Source organism: Amycolatopsis sp. H20-H5 (assembly GCF_035828755.1).
GTDB lineage: Bacteria > Actinomycetota > Actinomycetes > Mycobacteriales > Pseudonocardiaceae > Amycolatopsis.
Genome location: NZ_JAYMZS010000163.1, coordinates 1 through 16045, shown reverse-complemented (window position 1 = coordinate 16045; position 16045 = coordinate 1). Strand labels below are relative to the sequence as shown.

15 protein-coding genes are annotated in these 16045 nt (G+C 69.4%); 6 read left to right on the top strand and 9 right to left on the bottom strand.

Features of this window, described 5'->3' with window-relative positions:
• Positions 1 to 252 precede the first annotated feature (252 nt).
• Positions 253 to 1395 carry an NAD(P)/FAD-dependent oxidoreductase gene (locus tag QMK34_RS43365; RefSeq protein WP_326420662.1) on the bottom strand — a complete coding sequence of 381 codons (1143 nt, stop codon included), beginning with the start codon at positions 1393 to 1395 and terminating at the stop codon, positions 253 to 255.
• Positions 1392 to 1712, bottom strand: coding sequence for a bifunctional 3-phenylpropionate/cinnamic acid dioxygenase ferredoxin subunit (locus QMK34_RS43360; RefSeq protein ID WP_326420661.1), 321 nt, complete (start codon positions 1710 to 1712; stop codon positions 1392 to 1394). The genes QMK34_RS43365 and QMK34_RS43360 overlap by 4 nt, the downstream gene beginning before the upstream one ends.
• 183 nt (positions 1713 to 1895) lie before the next feature.
• Between QMK34_RS43360 and QMK34_RS43355 the strand changes: the two genes are divergently transcribed.
• From QMK34_RS43355 to QMK34_RS43340, 4 genes are all read left to right on the top strand, one after another.
• Positions 1896 to 2681, top strand: coding sequence for an IclR family transcriptional regulator (locus tag QMK34_RS43355; protein ID WP_326420660.1), 786 nt, complete (start codon positions 1896 to 1898; stop codon positions 2679 to 2681).
• 274 nt (positions 2682 to 2955) lie between these two features.
• Positions 2956 to 5409: a GcvT family protein gene (locus tag QMK34_RS43350; RefSeq protein ID WP_326420659.1), complete on the top strand. Its 2454-nt coding sequence runs from the start codon at positions 2956 to 2958 to the stop codon at positions 5407 to 5409.
• Positions 5406 to 6554, top strand: a complete 1149-nt coding sequence (solA, locus tag QMK34_RS43345) for an N-methyl-L-tryptophan oxidase (RefSeq protein WP_326420658.1) — start codon at positions 5406 to 5408, stop codon at positions 6552 to 6554. Before QMK34_RS43350 ends, solA begins: the two co-directional genes overlap by 4 nt.
• A complete protein-coding gene (locus tag QMK34_RS43340) occupies positions 6551 to 7687 on the top strand; it encodes an aromatic ring-hydroxylating oxygenase subunit alpha (RefSeq protein WP_326420657.1) in 1137 nt (378 codons plus the stop codon). The genes solA and QMK34_RS43340 overlap by 4 nt, the downstream gene beginning before the upstream one ends.
• Positions 7688 to 7948: 261 nt before the next feature.
• Here the strand turns inward: QMK34_RS43340 and QMK34_RS43335 are convergent, their stop codons facing one another.
• The 3 genes from QMK34_RS43335 to QMK34_RS43325 all read right to left on the bottom strand — a co-directional run bounded on the left by QMK34_RS43335 (position 7949) and on the right by QMK34_RS43325 (position 10035).
• On the bottom strand, positions 7949 to 8578 hold the full coding sequence (locus QMK34_RS43335) for a dTMP kinase (protein WP_326420667.1): 630 nt from the start codon (positions 8576 to 8578) through the stop codon (positions 7949 to 7951).
• Between the two features lie 84 nt (positions 8579 to 8662).
• Positions 8663 to 9460, bottom strand: a complete 798-nt coding sequence (locus QMK34_RS43330) for a hypothetical protein (RefSeq protein ID WP_326420656.1) — start codon at positions 9458 to 9460, stop codon at positions 8663 to 8665.
• Positions 9457 to 10035 (bottom strand): papain-like cysteine protease family protein, encoded by a 579-nt coding sequence (locus tag QMK34_RS43325; protein ID WP_442785346.1) that lies wholly within the window; start codon positions 10033 to 10035, stop codon positions 9457 to 9459. The genes QMK34_RS43330 and QMK34_RS43325 overlap by 4 nt, the downstream gene beginning before the upstream one ends.
• Before the next feature lie 360 nt (positions 10036 to 10395).
• Between QMK34_RS43325 and QMK34_RS43320 the strand changes: the two genes are divergently transcribed.
• Positions 10396 to 11328: a hypothetical protein gene (locus tag QMK34_RS43320; protein ID WP_326420665.1), complete on the top strand. Its 933-nt coding sequence runs from the start codon at positions 10396 to 10398 to the stop codon at positions 11326 to 11328.
• Positions 11329 to 11388: 60 nt separating this feature from the next.
• Here the strand turns inward: QMK34_RS43320 and QMK34_RS43315 are convergent, their stop codons facing one another.
• From QMK34_RS43315 to ahcY, 4 genes are all read right to left on the bottom strand, one after another.
• Positions 11389 to 11805, bottom strand: coding sequence for a YjdF family protein (locus QMK34_RS43315; protein WP_326420655.1), 417 nt, complete (start codon positions 11803 to 11805; stop codon positions 11389 to 11391).
• Positions 11806 to 11962: 157 nt separating this feature from the next.
• Positions 11963 to 12409: a type II toxin-antitoxin system VapC family toxin gene (locus tag QMK34_RS43310; RefSeq protein ID WP_326420654.1), complete on the bottom strand. Its 447-nt coding sequence runs from the start codon at positions 12407 to 12409 to the stop codon at positions 11963 to 11965.
• A complete protein-coding gene (locus tag QMK34_RS43305; protein ID WP_326420653.1) occupies positions 12406 to 12558 on the bottom strand; it encodes a hypothetical protein in 153 nt (50 codons plus the stop codon). The genes QMK34_RS43310 and QMK34_RS43305 overlap by 4 nt, the downstream gene beginning before the upstream one ends.
• Before the next feature lie 61 nt (positions 12559 to 12619).
• Positions 12620 to 14047 (bottom strand): adenosylhomocysteinase, encoded by a 1428-nt coding sequence (ahcY, locus tag QMK34_RS43300; RefSeq protein ID WP_326420664.1) that lies wholly within the window; start codon positions 14045 to 14047, stop codon positions 12620 to 12622.
• A gap of 187 nt (positions 14048 to 14234) precedes the next feature.
• Here ahcY and QMK34_RS43295 point away from each other — a divergent pair.
• Positions 14235 to 16045, top strand: a 1811-nt coding sequence (locus tag QMK34_RS43295; RefSeq protein ID WP_326420663.1) for a hypothetical protein, incomplete at its 3' end; no start/stop codon positions are given.

Sequence of the window (16045 nt, the reverse complement as noted above, 5' to 3'; positions counted from 1 at the left end):
TACATGGTCAGGGGCGACCTGGCGGCGCGAGTTGGTGAGCGCGCTGGCCAATAAACACAGGCTTCTAACCGCACCTCAGGACCCAACCACCAAGTCCCTGAAGGCCACCTTCACAGCGTTTTACGCTGTGAAGGTGGCCTTCAGGGCACGTCCCCCACGCCCGAATCCCGACGGACCGGCGGCGTGAGCGGCCGTGGTCGCGAAGGGAACTTTTGGGGCGTCTAGGTCCCTCATGGTGGCCTTCAGAGACAGTCAGAGCCCCCGGCGCAACTTCCCGAATCCACGAGCGCTGTCAAGCGCGAGCACCCCGACCACAGCATCCCCGTCCACATAGGCAGCGACGAACTTCCGCTCGGCCAGCTCCCCCTCGACGATCCGGACCTGCGGCGTGACGGTCCCGGCGAACTGGATCCGGCACCCGTACTGGTCCGACCAGAAGTACCCCGGCCGCTCGTAGTGCGCCACGGTCGAACCGGCCAGCAGGTTCCGGACCGCGATCGCGGGCTGCTCGGTCGCGGCCGTCCAGTGTTCGCTGCGGACCCGCCTGCCGCGCGGTCGCGACCAGTACCGGGCCACGTCGCCGATGGCGACCACGCGCGGGTCGGCCGTCACGCAGCCGGAGTCGACGAGCACCCCGTCGTCCACGGCGAGCCCGGAGCCGGTCAGCCATTCGGTGACCGGGCGGACGCCGATCCCGGCGACGACCAGGTCCGCGGGCAGTTCCGTGCCGTCGGTCAGCCGGACGCCGGTCACCCGATCGGTGCCCACGAGCCCGGCTACCCCGGTTCCGGTGCGTACCGGGACGCCGTTGTCGGCGTGCAGTTCCGCGCACACCGCGCCGAGTTGTTCACCGAGGACGCCCGCGAGCGGCACGGGCAGCGCCTCGACGACGGTGACGTCGTGGCCGAGCAAGCGGCAGCTGGACGCGACCTCGGCGCCGATGAAGCCGGCGCCGATGACGACCACCGACGACGGCCCGGCGGACAGCGCGGTGCGTAGTGCCACCGCGTCGTCGAGCGTGCGCAGAGTGTGCACACCTGTTAGTTCTGCCGAGCCCGCAAGGGTTTTCGGTGTTCCGCCGGTCGCGATCACCACTCCGTCGGCGACCACCTGGCGGCCGTTGGCGAGGATGATCAGCCCGTTCGACAGCGAGATCGCCGGTGCGCCCAGCAGCCAGGTGGCCTGCAGCGCGTCGAGGTCCTCGGCGTCGGCGAGCGCGAGATCGGCGGCGGAAACCTTGCCCAGCAAGAATTCCTTCGACAGCGGCGGCCGGTCGTACGGGCGGTGCGCCTCGGCGCCGATCAGCACCAGCTCGCCGTCGAACCCCTGGGACCGCAGCTCCTGCGCGGCGCGCAGCCCGGCCAGCGAGGTCCCGACGACGGCGACCGTCTTCACGCGACGTCTTCCTGCTCGACGCCGGTGTCGACGTAGATCACCCCGCCGTCGAGGACGACGGGGTACGTGCGGAGGCCGTTCTTCGCGGGCAGGCAGCTGGGCAGGCCGGTGCGCAGGTCGAACAGCGCGGCGTGCAGCGGGCACTCCACGAAACAGCCCTCGACCCAGCCGTCGGCGAGGGAGGCGTCCTGGTGGCTGCACGTGTCGTCGATCGCGAAGTACTCACCGTCGGTGTGGAACACCGAAATCGGCACGTGCGCGAGTAGGCGGATCGCTTCGCCGTCAGCCAGTGCGGCGGCGTCGCAGGCTCGGATCATCAGGGCCTCCGGGGAAAAGTTACTGACGTGTTGCACGTGTACATCTTGAATGCGCACCACGTGAATGTTGCGCATTGCGAGACATGGCGTGCTGTGCGCAACACTCCCGCCCGGACCCCCCGCTCGTCAAGGGGTTCGCCCACTCAGCCGAACAGAACCGCGCGAACCGGTTAGTGTTGCGCTATGCGGAACCACGAGGCAGGGAACGCAACGCCCAGTCAGGTGCAATCCGTCGATCGGGCGATCAGCGTGCTCGAGCTGCTCGCGCGCAACGGCGAAAGCGGCATCACGGAGATCGCCGTCGAGCTCGGCGTGCACAAATCGACCGCCTCCCGGTTACTGAGCGTCCTGGAAGCACGCGGCATGGTCGAGCAGCTCGGCGAACGGGGGAAGTACGCGATCGGCTTCGGGATCGTCCGCCTGGCGGGCGCCGCCGCCGGCCGGATGGACCTGGCGAAGCTCGGCAGGCAGAGCTGCCAGGCGCTGGCCGAATCGCTGGGCGAGACGGTGAACATCGCCATCGCGGACAACGGCGTCGCGATCAACATCAGCCAGGCCCGCGGCGCGGCCGCGATCACCACGCAGAACTGGACCGGCCAGCGGACCCCGCTGCACGCGACCTCCAGCGGGAAAATCCTGCTCGCGTACATGGCCGACGTCGAGCGCAAACGCTTGCTCCGCCGCAAACTGGAGCAATACACCCCACGCACCACCGTCGACCTCGACGAGCTCACGACCGAACTCGATCGAGTGATCGAAGACGGTTACGCCGCGTGCTTCGAGGAGCTGGAACTCGGCATGCACGCGGTCGCCGTGCCGGTGCACGGCCCGGGTGGCGAAGTCGTCGCCGCGATGAGCGCGTCGGGGCCCTCCTATCGGCTGTCGAAGCAGCGCGTCAGGCAGATCGTCCGGCCGATGACCGAAGCGGCCGAAGAGCTCTCCACCCAGCTCGGTTACTTCGCCCAGTAGCCACTCCCCCGGTATCGCATCGCACGCCATGAACGGACCGTTACCGGCGAAATACGCCAGTAACGGTCCGTTCATCTCATCGGGGACCCTGGAAAACCCGCTCCTTCCGGTCTCTTGACAGCGCGCCGCGGATCCCGCACCTTGTTGCTGAGGACGGAACAACTTCCCCCATACGCAACACCCCGCGCCACCCGCGCGGGTCCCCCAGCATGCCTGTCACCCCGAGCCCGAGCGGGTCCACTGTGGACGAAGCGGGCAGGCAGGAGGTACCTCGATGCCCCGACCGCGAGTGGTCGTCATCGGCGCCGGCATCGTCGGCTGCGCGCTGGCCGACGAGCTCACCGAACGCGGCTGGACCGAGCTCACCGTGCTCGAACAGGGTGAGCTGTTCCGGACCGGCGGCTCCAGTTCGCACGCACCCGGCCTGGTCTTCCAGACCACCGGGTGCCGGACGATGACGGAGTTCGCGAAGTACACCGTCTCGAAGTACCGCTCGCTGACCGTCGACGGGAAGTGGTGCTTCAACCCCGTCGGCGGCCTCGAGGTCGCTACCACGCCGGAGCGCTGGGAGGACCTCAAGCGCCGCCACGGCTGGGCGACGGCGTCGGGTGTCCAGAGCTACCTGCGCGAGCCGGAAGAGTGCGCTGACCTGCATCCGCTGCTCGACGCGGCGAAGGTGCTCGGCGGGTTTCACATCCCCGGCGACGGGCTGGCCAAGCCGCTGCGTGCGGCCGAGGCGCAGGCCAGGCGGGCGATCGATCGCGGTGCGAAGTTCCTCTCGCACCAGAAGGTGACCTCGATCGAGCGAACAGGGGGCCGGGTCACCGGCGTCACCACCGAAACGGAGCAGTTCCGCGCGGACATCGTCATCTCGTGCGCCGGGATGTGGGGCCCGCTGCTCGGCGAGCTCGTCGACCTCACCGTGCCGCTGGTGCCGATGGCGCACCAGTACGCCAAGACCACGCCGCTGCCCTGGCTCGCCGGGCGCAATGACGAACTGACCGAGGCGAGCCTGCCGATCCTGCGTCACCAGGACGCCGACCTGTACTTCCGCGAGCACGTCGACCGGCTCGGCATCGGCGCCTACGGGCACCGGCCGATGCCCGTGGACGCCGCCGCCATCGCCGACCCGCGCGGCTCCGAGGGCATGCCGTCCGAGCTGGCGTTCACCCCGGAGGACTTCGACCCGTCCTGGGCCGCGGCGGTGGACCTGCTGCCGCGGCTCGGCGAGTCGAAGGTCGAGGAGGGCGTCAACGGCCTGTTCTCGTTCACCTCCGACGGGATGCCGCTGCTCGGCGAGCATCCCGGCCTCGACGGGTTCTGGGTCGCCGAAGCCGTCTGGATCACCCATTCGGCTGGCGTCGCGCGGGCGATGGCCGAGTGGCTGGTCGACGGGCAGCCGAAGCTGGACCTGCACAGCTGCGACCTCGCCCGGTTCGAGACCGTGCAGCTCGCCCCCGACTACGTGCTGGCGCGCAGCTGTCAAGCCTTCACCGAGGTCTACGACATCCTGCATCCGTTGCAGCCCATGGAAGAACCCCGGCCGCTGCGCACGAGCCCGTTCTACACCCGGCAGTCGGAGCTGGGCGCCTGCTTCCTCGAGGGCAATGGCTGGGAGCGGCCGCACTGGTACGAGGCCAACGCGAACCTGCCGGAGGTCGAGCTCATCCCGGAGCGCAACGACTGGGCGTCTCGCCACTGGTCGCCGATCGGCGGCGCGGAGGCACTGGTCGCCCGCAAGCGCGTGGCGATGTTCGACATGACCTCACTCAAGCGGATCGAGGTCACCGGCCCCGGCGCGCTGCCGTTCCTCCAGACGATGACCACCAACCAGCTGGACAAGAAGCCCGGCGCGGTCACCTACACCCTGCTGCTGGACGAAAACGGCGGCGTGCGTAGCGATCTGACCGTCGCCAGGCTCACGGCCGACCGGTTCCAGGTCGGCGTGAACGGCAATCTCGACATCGACTGGCTACGCCGTCACCTGCCCGGCGACGGAACCGTCCAGATCCACGAGACCACGCCCGGCACCTGCTGCGTCGGGCTGTGGGGACCCGCCGCCCGCGCACTGCTGCAACCACTGTCCACAACGGACTTCTCACACCAGGCGATGGGCTACTTCAAGACCAGGAACGCCTACCTCGGCACCGTGCCGGTGACCGCGATGCGACTGTCCTATGTGGGCGAACTCGGCTGGGAGCTCTACACCACCGCGGATCTGGGCGCGCGACTCTGGGACACACTGTGGGAGGCCGGGCAATCCCACGGGGTGATCGCCGCCGGGCGGGACGCCTTCGCCAGCATGCGGCTGGAGAAGGGGTACCGCTCGTGGGGGACCGACGTCACCGCGGAGCACGATCCGTACGAGGCGGGGCTGGGTTTCGCGGTGCGGATGGACAAGGGGTACTTCATCGGTCGTGACGCGCTGGCCGGGCGTTCCCCCGAAACGGTGACCCGCAAGCTGGTCTGCCTGACCGTCGACGACCCGTACGCGGTCGTCCTCGGCAAGGAGCCGGTACACGCCGGAGGTCACCCGGCCGGGTACGTCACCAGCGCGGCGTACGGCTACACCGTCGGCAAGAACATCGCCTACGCCTGGCTCCCGGTGGAATACACCGACCCGGGACAGCCGGTCGAGATCGAGTACTTCGGCGAGCGGATCCCGGCGGTCGTGGCCGCCGAACCGTTGTTCGACCCCGGGATGAGCCGGATCAGGAGCGCGTTGTGACCCACTACGACACGATCGTCATCGGCCTCGGCGGCATGGGCAGCGCCGCCGCGTACCGGCTCGCGCAACGCGGGCAGCGGGTGCTCGGCATCGACCAGTTCGCGCCGGTGCACAACCAGGGCTCCAGCCACGGCGGCTCGCGGATCACCCGTCAGGCGTACTTCGAGGACCCCGCGTACGTGCCGCTGCTGCTGCGCGCGCACGAGCTGTGGGACGGCATCGAGCGGGACTCCGGGCTGCCGATCTTCACCCGGTGCGGTGGGGTCATGCTCGGCAAGCCGGACTCGCGGACCGTCGCGGGAAGCCTGCTGAGCGCCCAGCAGTGGGGGCTGGAGCACGAGCTGCTCGACGCGCCGGAGATCCGGCGGCGGTTCCCGACGATGCGTCCGGCGGACGACGAGATCGCGCTGTACGAGGGCGGCGCCGGGCTGGTCGTGCCCGAGGCGAGTGTCGGCGCGCACCTGCGGCTCGCGGCGCGCGCCGGGGCCGAGCTGCACCACGAGGAGAAGGTCGTCGCGTGGACGTCCACCGCCGACGGCGTCCGCGTGATGACCTCGGCCGACATGTACACCGCCGGGCAGCTGGTGGTCTGTCCCGGCGCGTGGGCGCCCGCGCTGCTGACGGAACTCGGCATCGAGTTCACGGTCGAGCGGCAGGTTCAGTACTGGTTCGCGCCCGAGGGCGGGACGGAGCCGTTCGGGCCGGACCGGCATCCGGTGTACATCTGGGAGAACGCGGATGGCCGTCAGTTCTACGGTTTCCCCGCGCACAACGGGCCGGAGGACGGCGTGAAGGTCGCGTTCTTCCGCGGCGGGAAGCCGACCACCCCCGAGACCATCGACCGGACCGTGCACCCGGAAGAGGTCGAGGAGATGGCCGGGTTCGTGCGCGAGCGCATGCCGTCGCTGCCGGGCGGGTTCCTGCGCGGGGCGACGTGCATGTACACCACCACCGCCGACGAGCACTTCGTCATCTCCCGTCACCCGGCCCACGAACGGGTGGTCATCGCCTGCGGCTTTTCGGGGCACGGCTTCAAGTTCGTGCCGGTGGTCGGCGAGATCCTCGCCGACCTGGTCGTCGACGGCGCCACCGCACACCCGATCTCCCTGTTCGACCCGGCCCGTTTGACAGGAGCTCCACTTTGACGCGGACCCAGCCCCAGACCTCGCTGCCCCCGAGTCTGCTGCCCACCCTGGCCGGGCGGTACTACACCGATCCCGCCGTCTTCGCCGCCGAGCAGGAAAAGATCTTCGAGCAGCTGTGGTTCTGCGCGGTGCGCAGCGCCGATCTTCCGGTGGCGGGCGACTTCCGCACTGTCCAAATCGGACGCGAGAGCGTACTCGTCAGCCGTGCCCGCGACGGCTCGCTGCGGGCGTTCCTCAACATCTGCCGCCATCGGGGCGCAACGCTGTGCACGCAGGAATCCGGCTCGGTGAAACGGTCGTTCCAATGCCCGTACCACGCGTGGACGTACGGGCTCGACGGCAAGCTGATCGCCGCGCCGAACCTGGCGAGCATGCCCGACATCGACCGCACCGAATACGGCCTGCACACCGTTCACCTGCGTGAATGGCTCGGCTACGCCTGGGTTTGCCTCGCCGCGTCGCCGCCGTCGTTCGAACAGGACGTGCGGGGCGCGGTGATCGAGCGGCTCGGCGACCTCGCCTCGATCGAGCGGTACCGCACCGAGGAACTGTCCGTCGGACGCCGCATCACCTACGACGTCAAGGCCAACTGGAAGCTCATCGTCGAGAACTTCATGGAGTGCTACCACTGCGCGACGATCCACCCGGAGCTGACCGAGGTCCTGCCGGAGTTCGCCGACGGGTACGCCGCCCAGTACTACGTCGGGCACGGCGCCGAGTTCGGCGAGAGCGTCGACGGATTCACCATCGACGGCGGCTCCGGCTTCGAACGGCTCGACGGCGTCGCGGCGGAGCAGGACAGGCGGTACTACGCGATCACCATCCGGCCGCAGGTGTTCGTCAACCTGGTGCCGGACCACGTGATCTTCCACCGCATGTACCCGCTGGCGGTCGACCGGACAGTTGTGGAGTGCGACTGGCTCTACTCCCCCGAGGTGGTCGCTTCGGGACGCGATGTGTCGAAGTCGGTGGAGCTCTTTCACCGGGTCAACGAGCAGGATTTTGACGCCTGTGAACGTTGTCAGCCCGGGATGTCTTCACGTGCTTATGTGGATGGTGGGGTTCTCATGCCGTCGGAGCACCATATTGGGGAGTTTCATGCCTGGGTGAGTGGTCTGGTGGCTGAGTCATGAGGTGCGGTTAGAAGCCTGTGTTTTTTGGCCAGCGCGCTCACCAACTCGCGCCGCCAGGTCGCCCCGACTCCCAGCGTAAGTGCGGGTTTGTCTTTAACAGGGGCGACCCGCCGTCGCGAGTTGGGGCGGCCTGGCGGCCGCGAAAGAGGGCGCGCGGCGGTGAAGTCTCCACTCGCAGAGCTCGCGGAGACCCTGTGGTCCCGGCAAACAGCGGGGGTTGGGTTTTGTGGTGGGTTTTGGGGTTTGGTTTGGTTTGGGTGGCTAGGTTAGAAGGGTTTTGGCGAGGGTGTCTGGGTTGGTTTGGGCTGGGCCGTTTATTACGTGCCAGGGGGATAGCCAGGATTGGGCTGCCAGGTCTTTGTAGACCTGGGCGCAGCGGTTTTGGAGGGCGTCGTCGGACTCGAATGCGTCGCGGGGGCGGGATGCGTCGGCGCGGGCTCGGCGTTCGGCGCGGGCCGCGGCTACCTCTGGGGAGACTTGGAGGAGCAGGTGCGTGTCGGGCTTGGGGAGGGCGAAGCGGTCGATCTCGAGTTGCCAGACCCATTTTACGACTTCGCCGGTGGCGTCCTGGCTTAGGCGGGCGGCCGCGTATGCGGCGTTTGACGCGACGTAGCGGTCCAGCAGGAGGACGTCGTGGGTGGCTTGGAGGGTGCGGATCTCGTCGGCGGCTCCGCTGCGGTCCAGCGCGTAGAGGAGCGCCATGCCGTAGACGGAATCCGCGAGGTCGCCGTGGCCGCGATGCAGGGCTTCACGCACCAGGTCGGCGTGGACGCTCTTGCCGTAGCGCGGGAACGCCAGCGAGGCGACGCTCGCCCCCGCCTGGTGCAGGGCGTCGGTCAGTCCCTTGGTCAGGGTGCGCTTGCCCGCACCGTCCAGTCCTTCGATCACCACGAGTCGGCCCACGCCGAGAACCTTACGGTGGTCGACCGGCAGGCCCGGCGGGTGCTTCGACACCGCCAGGCCTGCCGGCTCGTTCTAGGCGGGCTGTCGTCTCGCGTGCAGCACGAAACCGACAACACCGATCACCAGCAGGCCACCGCAGAGCGCCAGCAGCGGGATCCAGCCTGCTTCCTGGGTCTCCGGGGCGGGAGCGCCGTCACCGCGCGGCATCACTTCAGCGGCGAAACCACCCGCGGTCCCTTTCCGGTCGTATGGCGATCCGGCGAGCTTGTCGCCGTAGCGACCGCCGACCGTCTTCTGGTAGCGCGCCAGCGGCACGGCTTGCCCGGCCTTGAGTCCGCTCGCCCCCACGTCGAGCGGCGTCACCAGGCCGTCCTTGACGGCGTACCAGGCGTCGACCTGTGGCTCGTGCAGCAGCATCGCCCCGGCGGGCAGGGCTTGGGAGAGCTTGTACTCCCGATCGCCCGAGGCGATGTTGCCCACCTGCCAGCGGCCGTCGCCGCCCCGGACGGTCCACAGCGTCGCCGTCTGCCCGTCGGAGGCGCTCACCGGCACCGCGATGTACGCGAGCAGCCCCGCCGACGCGCCGCGCGTCCCGACGACGAAGTCGCGCGAAAGTTCGTAGACCGGGATCGACTGGTCGCCGACCGACACGGCAGGCGCCTGACCGGCGGCCGCGCGCAGCTTGCCGCCGCCCTGGGCGAAGAACCGGCCGATCTCGGCGCGCAGGCCGGGATCGGCCGCGGCGGCCTTCGCGGCCGAGACGTCGGCGCTACTGGGCAGGCCGGACTGCGCCTGGGCGCCCGGTGCCAGGGCGAGGAGTGCGACCGTCGCCAATCCGGCGAGCGTCAGCGCGCGCCGCAGGCCGCTCATCGCGAGATCCCGGTGAGCGTGTGGGTCCAGGTGAAGCTGCTGTTGCCAGCGTAATAGTCGTAAGTGGACCAGTTGTAGCGGTTGTTCGACGGCCACGGGTCGCCCCAGTAGACCCAGCTCTTGCTGGTGTCGTAGCCGTAGAGCACGTGCATGTGGCCGCCGCCGGAGTTCCAGCCGATGCGGGTCTCGACCGGCTGGTCGGCCGCGGTCTGCGACTGGATGGCGGCGTAGCTGATCCGGCCGTAGACGTAGGTGCCGGAGGAGGCGAAGCCGAGCTTGGCGAAAGCACGCTGAGGGTCGGCGAGGGTGCCGGGGAGGTTCGCGCAGTCCGCGCCGCTCTCGTTGTGCGCAAGCTGGCAGAAGCGGGTCTGGCTGAGCGAGACGCCGTGGTAGGCCGCGATCGTGTTGCCGGAGGCGGCCCAGCACCACTGGTCTTTCTGCTGCTGCTGCATGGAGACGTAGTCCTGGTAGTCCACGGGCGCGGACAACCTGCTCTCCGCATCGGCCGGGGTCTGGACGACCAGCCACATCGCCAGGCTCGCGGCCCCTGCGGCGCAAGCCCTCCTCGAGATCACCGGCACGAATGGCCTCCTGCTCAAGCGTGGGCGAATCAACGTGGTCACAACGGTGAACAGCGCAGTCACCCCGAGCAAGAACCCCGCATGGCGGATCGGACCGTTCCGGGGGTACCCCGGAACGCGGATCGTTCACTCTTCCGTGGCCAGCCACCCTGAACGGGGGTCGGCATCGCCACTCACCGCTGCTAACGTGAACGTTCCGCAGTGTTCACGCCCAGCGCACACACTGGTCGGGTGAAGGGACGAGCGGTGACACGGAACGGCGATTCCCCAGTAACACTCAGCACGATAGCGGGCGGGAACGCGCCCGCGACGGAGACCGGCAGCCTCAACGGGCGCCGCCAGCAGGGGGAACCCCTGCCCAAGGAGCTGGCCGAGGCACTTCGCAGCGGCGAGTTCCACCAGGCCCTGCGCCTGGCGATCGCCTGGCGCGGCTTGTCGCTGGCCAGGCTGCGCGCCCACCTCGGACACCGAGGTGTCCATATCGGACAGTCAACACTCAGTTACTGGCAGCGAGGGTTGCGCCAACCGGAGGTACCCAAGGCGCTCCCGGCGGTCCGCGCGCTGGAAACCGTGCTCCAATTGCCGCCCGACGCGCTCGTGGTGCTCATCGGCCCGCGCACCGGCCGCGCGCGCACGCATCAGCCCGCGGTGTCGTTCCACGAGCTCCGTTCCGGTGACATGGGCTCGATCGTCGACCACCTGCTGGCCGAGCTGGGCGCCTACCCGTCGGCCAACAACTACAACTCCGACCTCGAGCTGCTCGCGGTGCACGACACGATCACCTTCGACGCCCACCGCCGCCAGGTCAGCGTGCGCACGAGACTCGTCGCCCGTGCCCGGCGGCACGGCCCGGACCGGTACGTGACGGTGTACAACGGCGACGACGGCTGCCAGATCGAGCACGTCGAGCTGATCACCGACGAGGGCTGCCGGACCGGGCGGATGCGACGGCACGCCGAGAGCGCGACCATGGCCACCGAGCTGCTGTTCGACCGCAAGCTCGCCGAGGGCGACCTCCACGTCTTCTGCTCCGAGGTCCGCGACGACTCCGGCTCCGACTCGCCCGGCTACTACCGCATGCTGCGCGACCGGTGCGGGAGCTACCTGCTGCAGCTGCGGTTCGCCGAGGGCGCGCTGCCCGCCCGCTGCACCAGGCAGGTCCGCACCCGCGACGACGCGATCCCGATGGAATCCGAGGAGCTGCGCTGCGACATGGGCGGCGTCACGAGCGCGTACTTCACCGACCCCGGCCCCGGACTCGCCGGGATCGCCGTGGAGTGGCACTGACTGACTGCCCCTGAAGGCCACCTTCACGGCGTTTTACGCCGTGAAGGTGGCCTTCAGGGATCAGTGGCCACGGTGGCGGGCCTTGGCTTTCGCGCGGGCGAGGCCGCGGCGGCGCTCGGCCTCCTGCGCCTCACGGCGCTTGCGGGCGGCCTTGTTCTCCACGACCCGCTCGGCGACGGACTCCTTCAGCGCGCGCTGCGCGGCCGTTCCCACACCGATGTCGGCTTGAGCCTGCTTCGCGAGCTTCTTCGCCTTGAGGCGCGCGGTCGGCCTTCGCTCCGCAGGTACTGACGGTGCTTCGCGGGCTTGGTCGGCCAGAGCGGTGAAGTCGCGTCCGGCCGCGAACGCGGCGAGCTCGGCGTTGTTCGGCTCGACGCCGAAGATGTGCTGGGCCGCGCGCACGCGGCCGTCCTCGTGGATCTCGTAGACGCCGACCCAGAACCGGCCGTCGTGGAAAAGCGTGAACACCCCACTCATGGGAAACCTCCAGGCATGACGGATCAGCCTGGCCGCAACTGGTTTCCCGCGAGGTCCGGGACAACGAGCAGGGGCGGGTTCGCACCGCCACCCGCCGCCCGGACTACCTACCGGGCCGTGAGGTTCGTCCAGCCAAGAACGGCCGTGACTCTAGCCGTCACAACACGGCGAGGCCATTGGCTTTCGCCACGTCGGCCTGGCGCTGATCACGCGTCACCATCGTGATCGGCTCGCCGCCGGTGATGGCCGCGGTGTCGCGCAGGGCGACCGCGAGGTGGATCGCGTCCAGCGTGCGCAGCGGGTGGTTCTCCATGACCAAGCGGCGCGCGGCGGGAAGGATCCGGCGCGTCTCCAGCGGAATGATGCTGAGCGTGGTCCCGGCCTGCGTGTCCCGGTCGAACTGGTGCAGGAACTGCTTGGCGTCCGGAATGCGGCCGAGCCTTTTGGCGGCCGTCAACGCGCTGGCGAACTCGATCCGAGTCAGTTCGCTGGTCAACACCAGATGGCGGGAGTCGAACAGCAATTCCTTGAGCGCCGCGTGCTCGGGCTCGTCCTGGAGGTAGGCGCCGACCACCGCGCTGGTGTCCGCGTAGAAAGCCGTCACCACTCACCTCTGGTCCAGTCGAGAGCCTCGCTGACAGCTGTGCCCCAGCCTTGGGACATCTTCTCGAGCTCGTCCAGCCCCGGAGCCACGCCTTCAGGCTCGAACGTGACGATCTTTCCCTCGGCGATCAGGCGTTTCTTCCACTCCACAGGCGAGACGGCAAGGCGCCCTCTTTCGGGTGCGGCAGGGCCCGAAAGAGGGGCCGACCGGTCAGTACCGGTAGTGGTCCGCCTTGAATGGGCCCTCGACGTCGACGTCGATGTACTCGGCCTGCTCCTTGGTGAGCTTGGTCAGCTCGCCGCCCAGCGCCGCGAGGTGGATCTTCGCGACCTTCTCGTCGAGCTTCTTCGGGAGGCGGAAGACCTCGTTGTCGTACTCCTCGTGCTTGGTGAACAGCTCCACCTGGGCGATGACCTGGTTGGAGAAGCTGTTCGACATCACGAAGGACGGGTGCCCGGTCGCGTTGCCGAGGTTGAGCAGACGGCCCTCGGACAGCACGATGATCGTGCGGCCGCTCGGGAAGATCCACTCGTCGACCTGCGGCTTGATGTTGACCCGCGTAATGCCGGGGTAGCGCGCGAGGCCCGCCATGTCGAGCTCGTTGTCGAAGTGGCCGATGTTGCCAAGGATCGCCTGGTGCTTCATCTGCGCCATGTGCTCGACCAGCACGACGTCCTTGTTGCCGGTCGTGGTGATGATGATGTCGGCCTCGGGCAGCGCGTTCTCCAGCGTCTTGACCTGGTAACCGTCCATCGCCGCCTGCAGCGCGCAGATGGGGTCGATCTCGGTGATGATGATCCGCGCGCCCTGGCCGCGCAGCGACTCCGCCGCGCCCTTGCCGACGTCGCCATAGCCGCAGATGACCGCGACCTTGCCACCGATCAGCACGTCGGTGCCGCGGTTGATGCCGTCGACCAGCGAGTGCCGGATGCCGTAGCGGTTGTCGAACTTCGACTTGGTGACCGCGTCGTTGACGTTGATCGCCGGGAACAGCAGCTCACCGGCGGCAGCGAGCTGGTACAGCCGCAGGACGCCGGTCGTGGTCTCCTCGGTGACGCCGAGGATTCCCTCGCCGATCGCCGTCCACTTGCCCTGGTCCGCGGCCACGGACGCGCGCACCAGCTCCAGGAAGACGCGGTACTCGTCGGAGTCGTTCTCGTCGGGCGACGGGACGACGCCCGCCTTCTCGAACGTCGTGCCCTTGTGCACGAGCATGGTGGCGTCGCCGCCGTCGTCGAGGATCATATTGGGGCCTTCGCCGTCCCAGGTGAGCATCCGCTCGGTGCACCACCAGTACTCCTCCAGCGACTCACCCTTCCAGGCGAACACCGGGACGCCCTTGGGCTCTTCGGCGGTGCCGTGCGGGCCGATCACGGTCGCGGCGGCCGCGTGGTCCTGGGTGGAGAAGATGTTGCAGGACGCCCAGCGCACCTCGGCGCCGAGCGAGACGAGCGTTTCGATCAGCACTGCGGTCTGCACGGTCATGTGCAGCGAACCCGACACCCGCGCGCCGCGGAGCGGGTAGACCTCGGCGTACTCACGGCGAAGCGCCATCAATCCGGGCATTTCGTGCTCGGCGAGGCGAATCTCCTTACGACCGAATTCGGCGGCGTCGAGATCGGCGACGGCGAACTCGATGCCGTTGCGGGTGTCGTGCCGCTTGGCAACGCTTTCGGGGGGTCATAACGCGGGTTCCTCCCATAGTGGATGGCACCTGAACAGTACCGTTGTCGGCTCGTAGCCCGATGCAGAGATTTAGGAGACCCTTACTGTGCCGCTCCCTGGCCCGGATACCCGCGTCGTCGAACTGCGAGTGCCCGGCCTGGTGGGGACCAGTGGCGAGGCCCTGCTCGACGCGGTCTCGACGGTCGACGTCGCGGGCGACGGCCTCGGCCGGATCATCCGGCCAGCCGATCGGCTGCGCCGCCCGGCTCCGGGCCCGGTGCTGCCCGCGCTCGGCCGGTCGATCCCGCGGACTCTCGAAGGCTATCTGTGGAGCGGTATGACCTCGGGCGGTGCGGCGAAGGCCACCTGGGCGCTGCTGTTCCCGTTCTCGCTGTCGAATGTCGCCTTCTGGATGCTGCCGCCGGTGCGGGCGGGCAGCAGGACGGCGGCCGTGCTCGGCTCGATGTGCCGTGGCCTGCTGCGGGCCGCGGCCCTGTTGCTGACGATGCTGCTGGTGAGCCAGCTCGCGGTGATCGGGCTCGACCTCGTCGCCGCGCAGTGCCTGGCCCCGGGCTCGCGCTGCCTGCCGGGGGCGCCGTCCTGGCTGCGGGACGCGGCCCCGGTGCGGACGGCCATCGGCGTGCTGCCCCTGCTCGCGGTGATCTTCGTGCTGCACCGGGTTTCCTCGGTCAACTGGACGATCGACGCGGCCGAGGAGGACCTGCCGAAGGTCAGGCCGGGGGCAGGTCCCCGCCAGCCGCCCGCCGACGGACTGCGTGCCGACCCGGAAACACCGGGCCTGCGCGCGCTGCACACCGTGGCCGCGCTGACCGTGGTCGCGTTCCCGCTGCTCGGCGGGCCGTTCCGGGTACCGGACGCCGGGCCGGACGTGATCGCGTGGATCTGCGTCATGGCGCTGGTCGTGGCGTCGATGATCGCCGGGGCGATCGGCATCGACCCCGGCCGCGTCGCGCGCCGGAGCCTGATCACCTTCGCCACGCTGCTTGTCGGCTACGGCGCGTTGCGCCGGACACCGCTGCCGCACGGGCTCTCCGGCGGCGGGCTGAGCGGGACCGACGGCACGGTCGAAGGCCTCGGCGCGGCCATGGTCGTTGTGACCGTCCTTTTCGGACTCGTGCTGGTGCCGGCGGCGCTGCTGGCCCGGCGCGGCTGGAAGGACCAGCCGCGGCGGCTGAGGCCCTGGCTCGGCGGCGCCGCGGCCGCACCGGTGCTCGCCCTAGCCGGGCTGCTCGGCGGCGGGTTCGGCGCCGGGCTCGCGGTCTCACTCCGCAAGCTGGTCGGCCGCGAAGAGCTGCGGCTGCCGGAGACGTACAAGCTGGTGACCGTGCTGTGGGGGGCGGGCCTGGTGCTCGCCGTCGTGCTGGGCCTGCTCGGTTTCGCCGTCGCCGTGCCGCTGCGCCGCCGCCGCCGCGGGATCCCCGAGATCGTCGAACTGATGGAGATCGGCGAAAAGCAGGAGGCGAAGGCCGCCGCCGCCTGGGCACGGTCGTCCTGGGAACGCCGCAATCTGCACCATCTCGCGCTGACCGTGGCGATCGCGATGGCGGCGGCCGGGGCCGCGCTACTCGTGCTGCGCTTCGGTTTCGGCGGGCTGCCGGGCTGGTTCGACCCGCTGGCCACCATCGGCGTCGTCGCGCTCGGCGCGCTCGCCGCCGGGCTGCTGCGCGTGGTCTACACCGCCGCGAAGACGCCGCAGCGCAGCCGCCACCTCGGCGCGCTGGCGGACCTGGTCTGCTTCTGGCCGCGCGCCGCGCACCCGACCGTCCCGCCCTGTTACGCGCTCAAGGTCGTGCCGGAACTGGCCGCCAGGGTCAAGGAACACCTCGCCGAGCCGAACACGCGGGTGGTGCTCGCCGGGTACAACCTCGGCAGTCTGCTCGCGATGATCGCGGCCGCCCGGCTGGTCGACGAGTTACCAGAGGCCGACCGCGAGCGCGTCGGCCTGCTGAC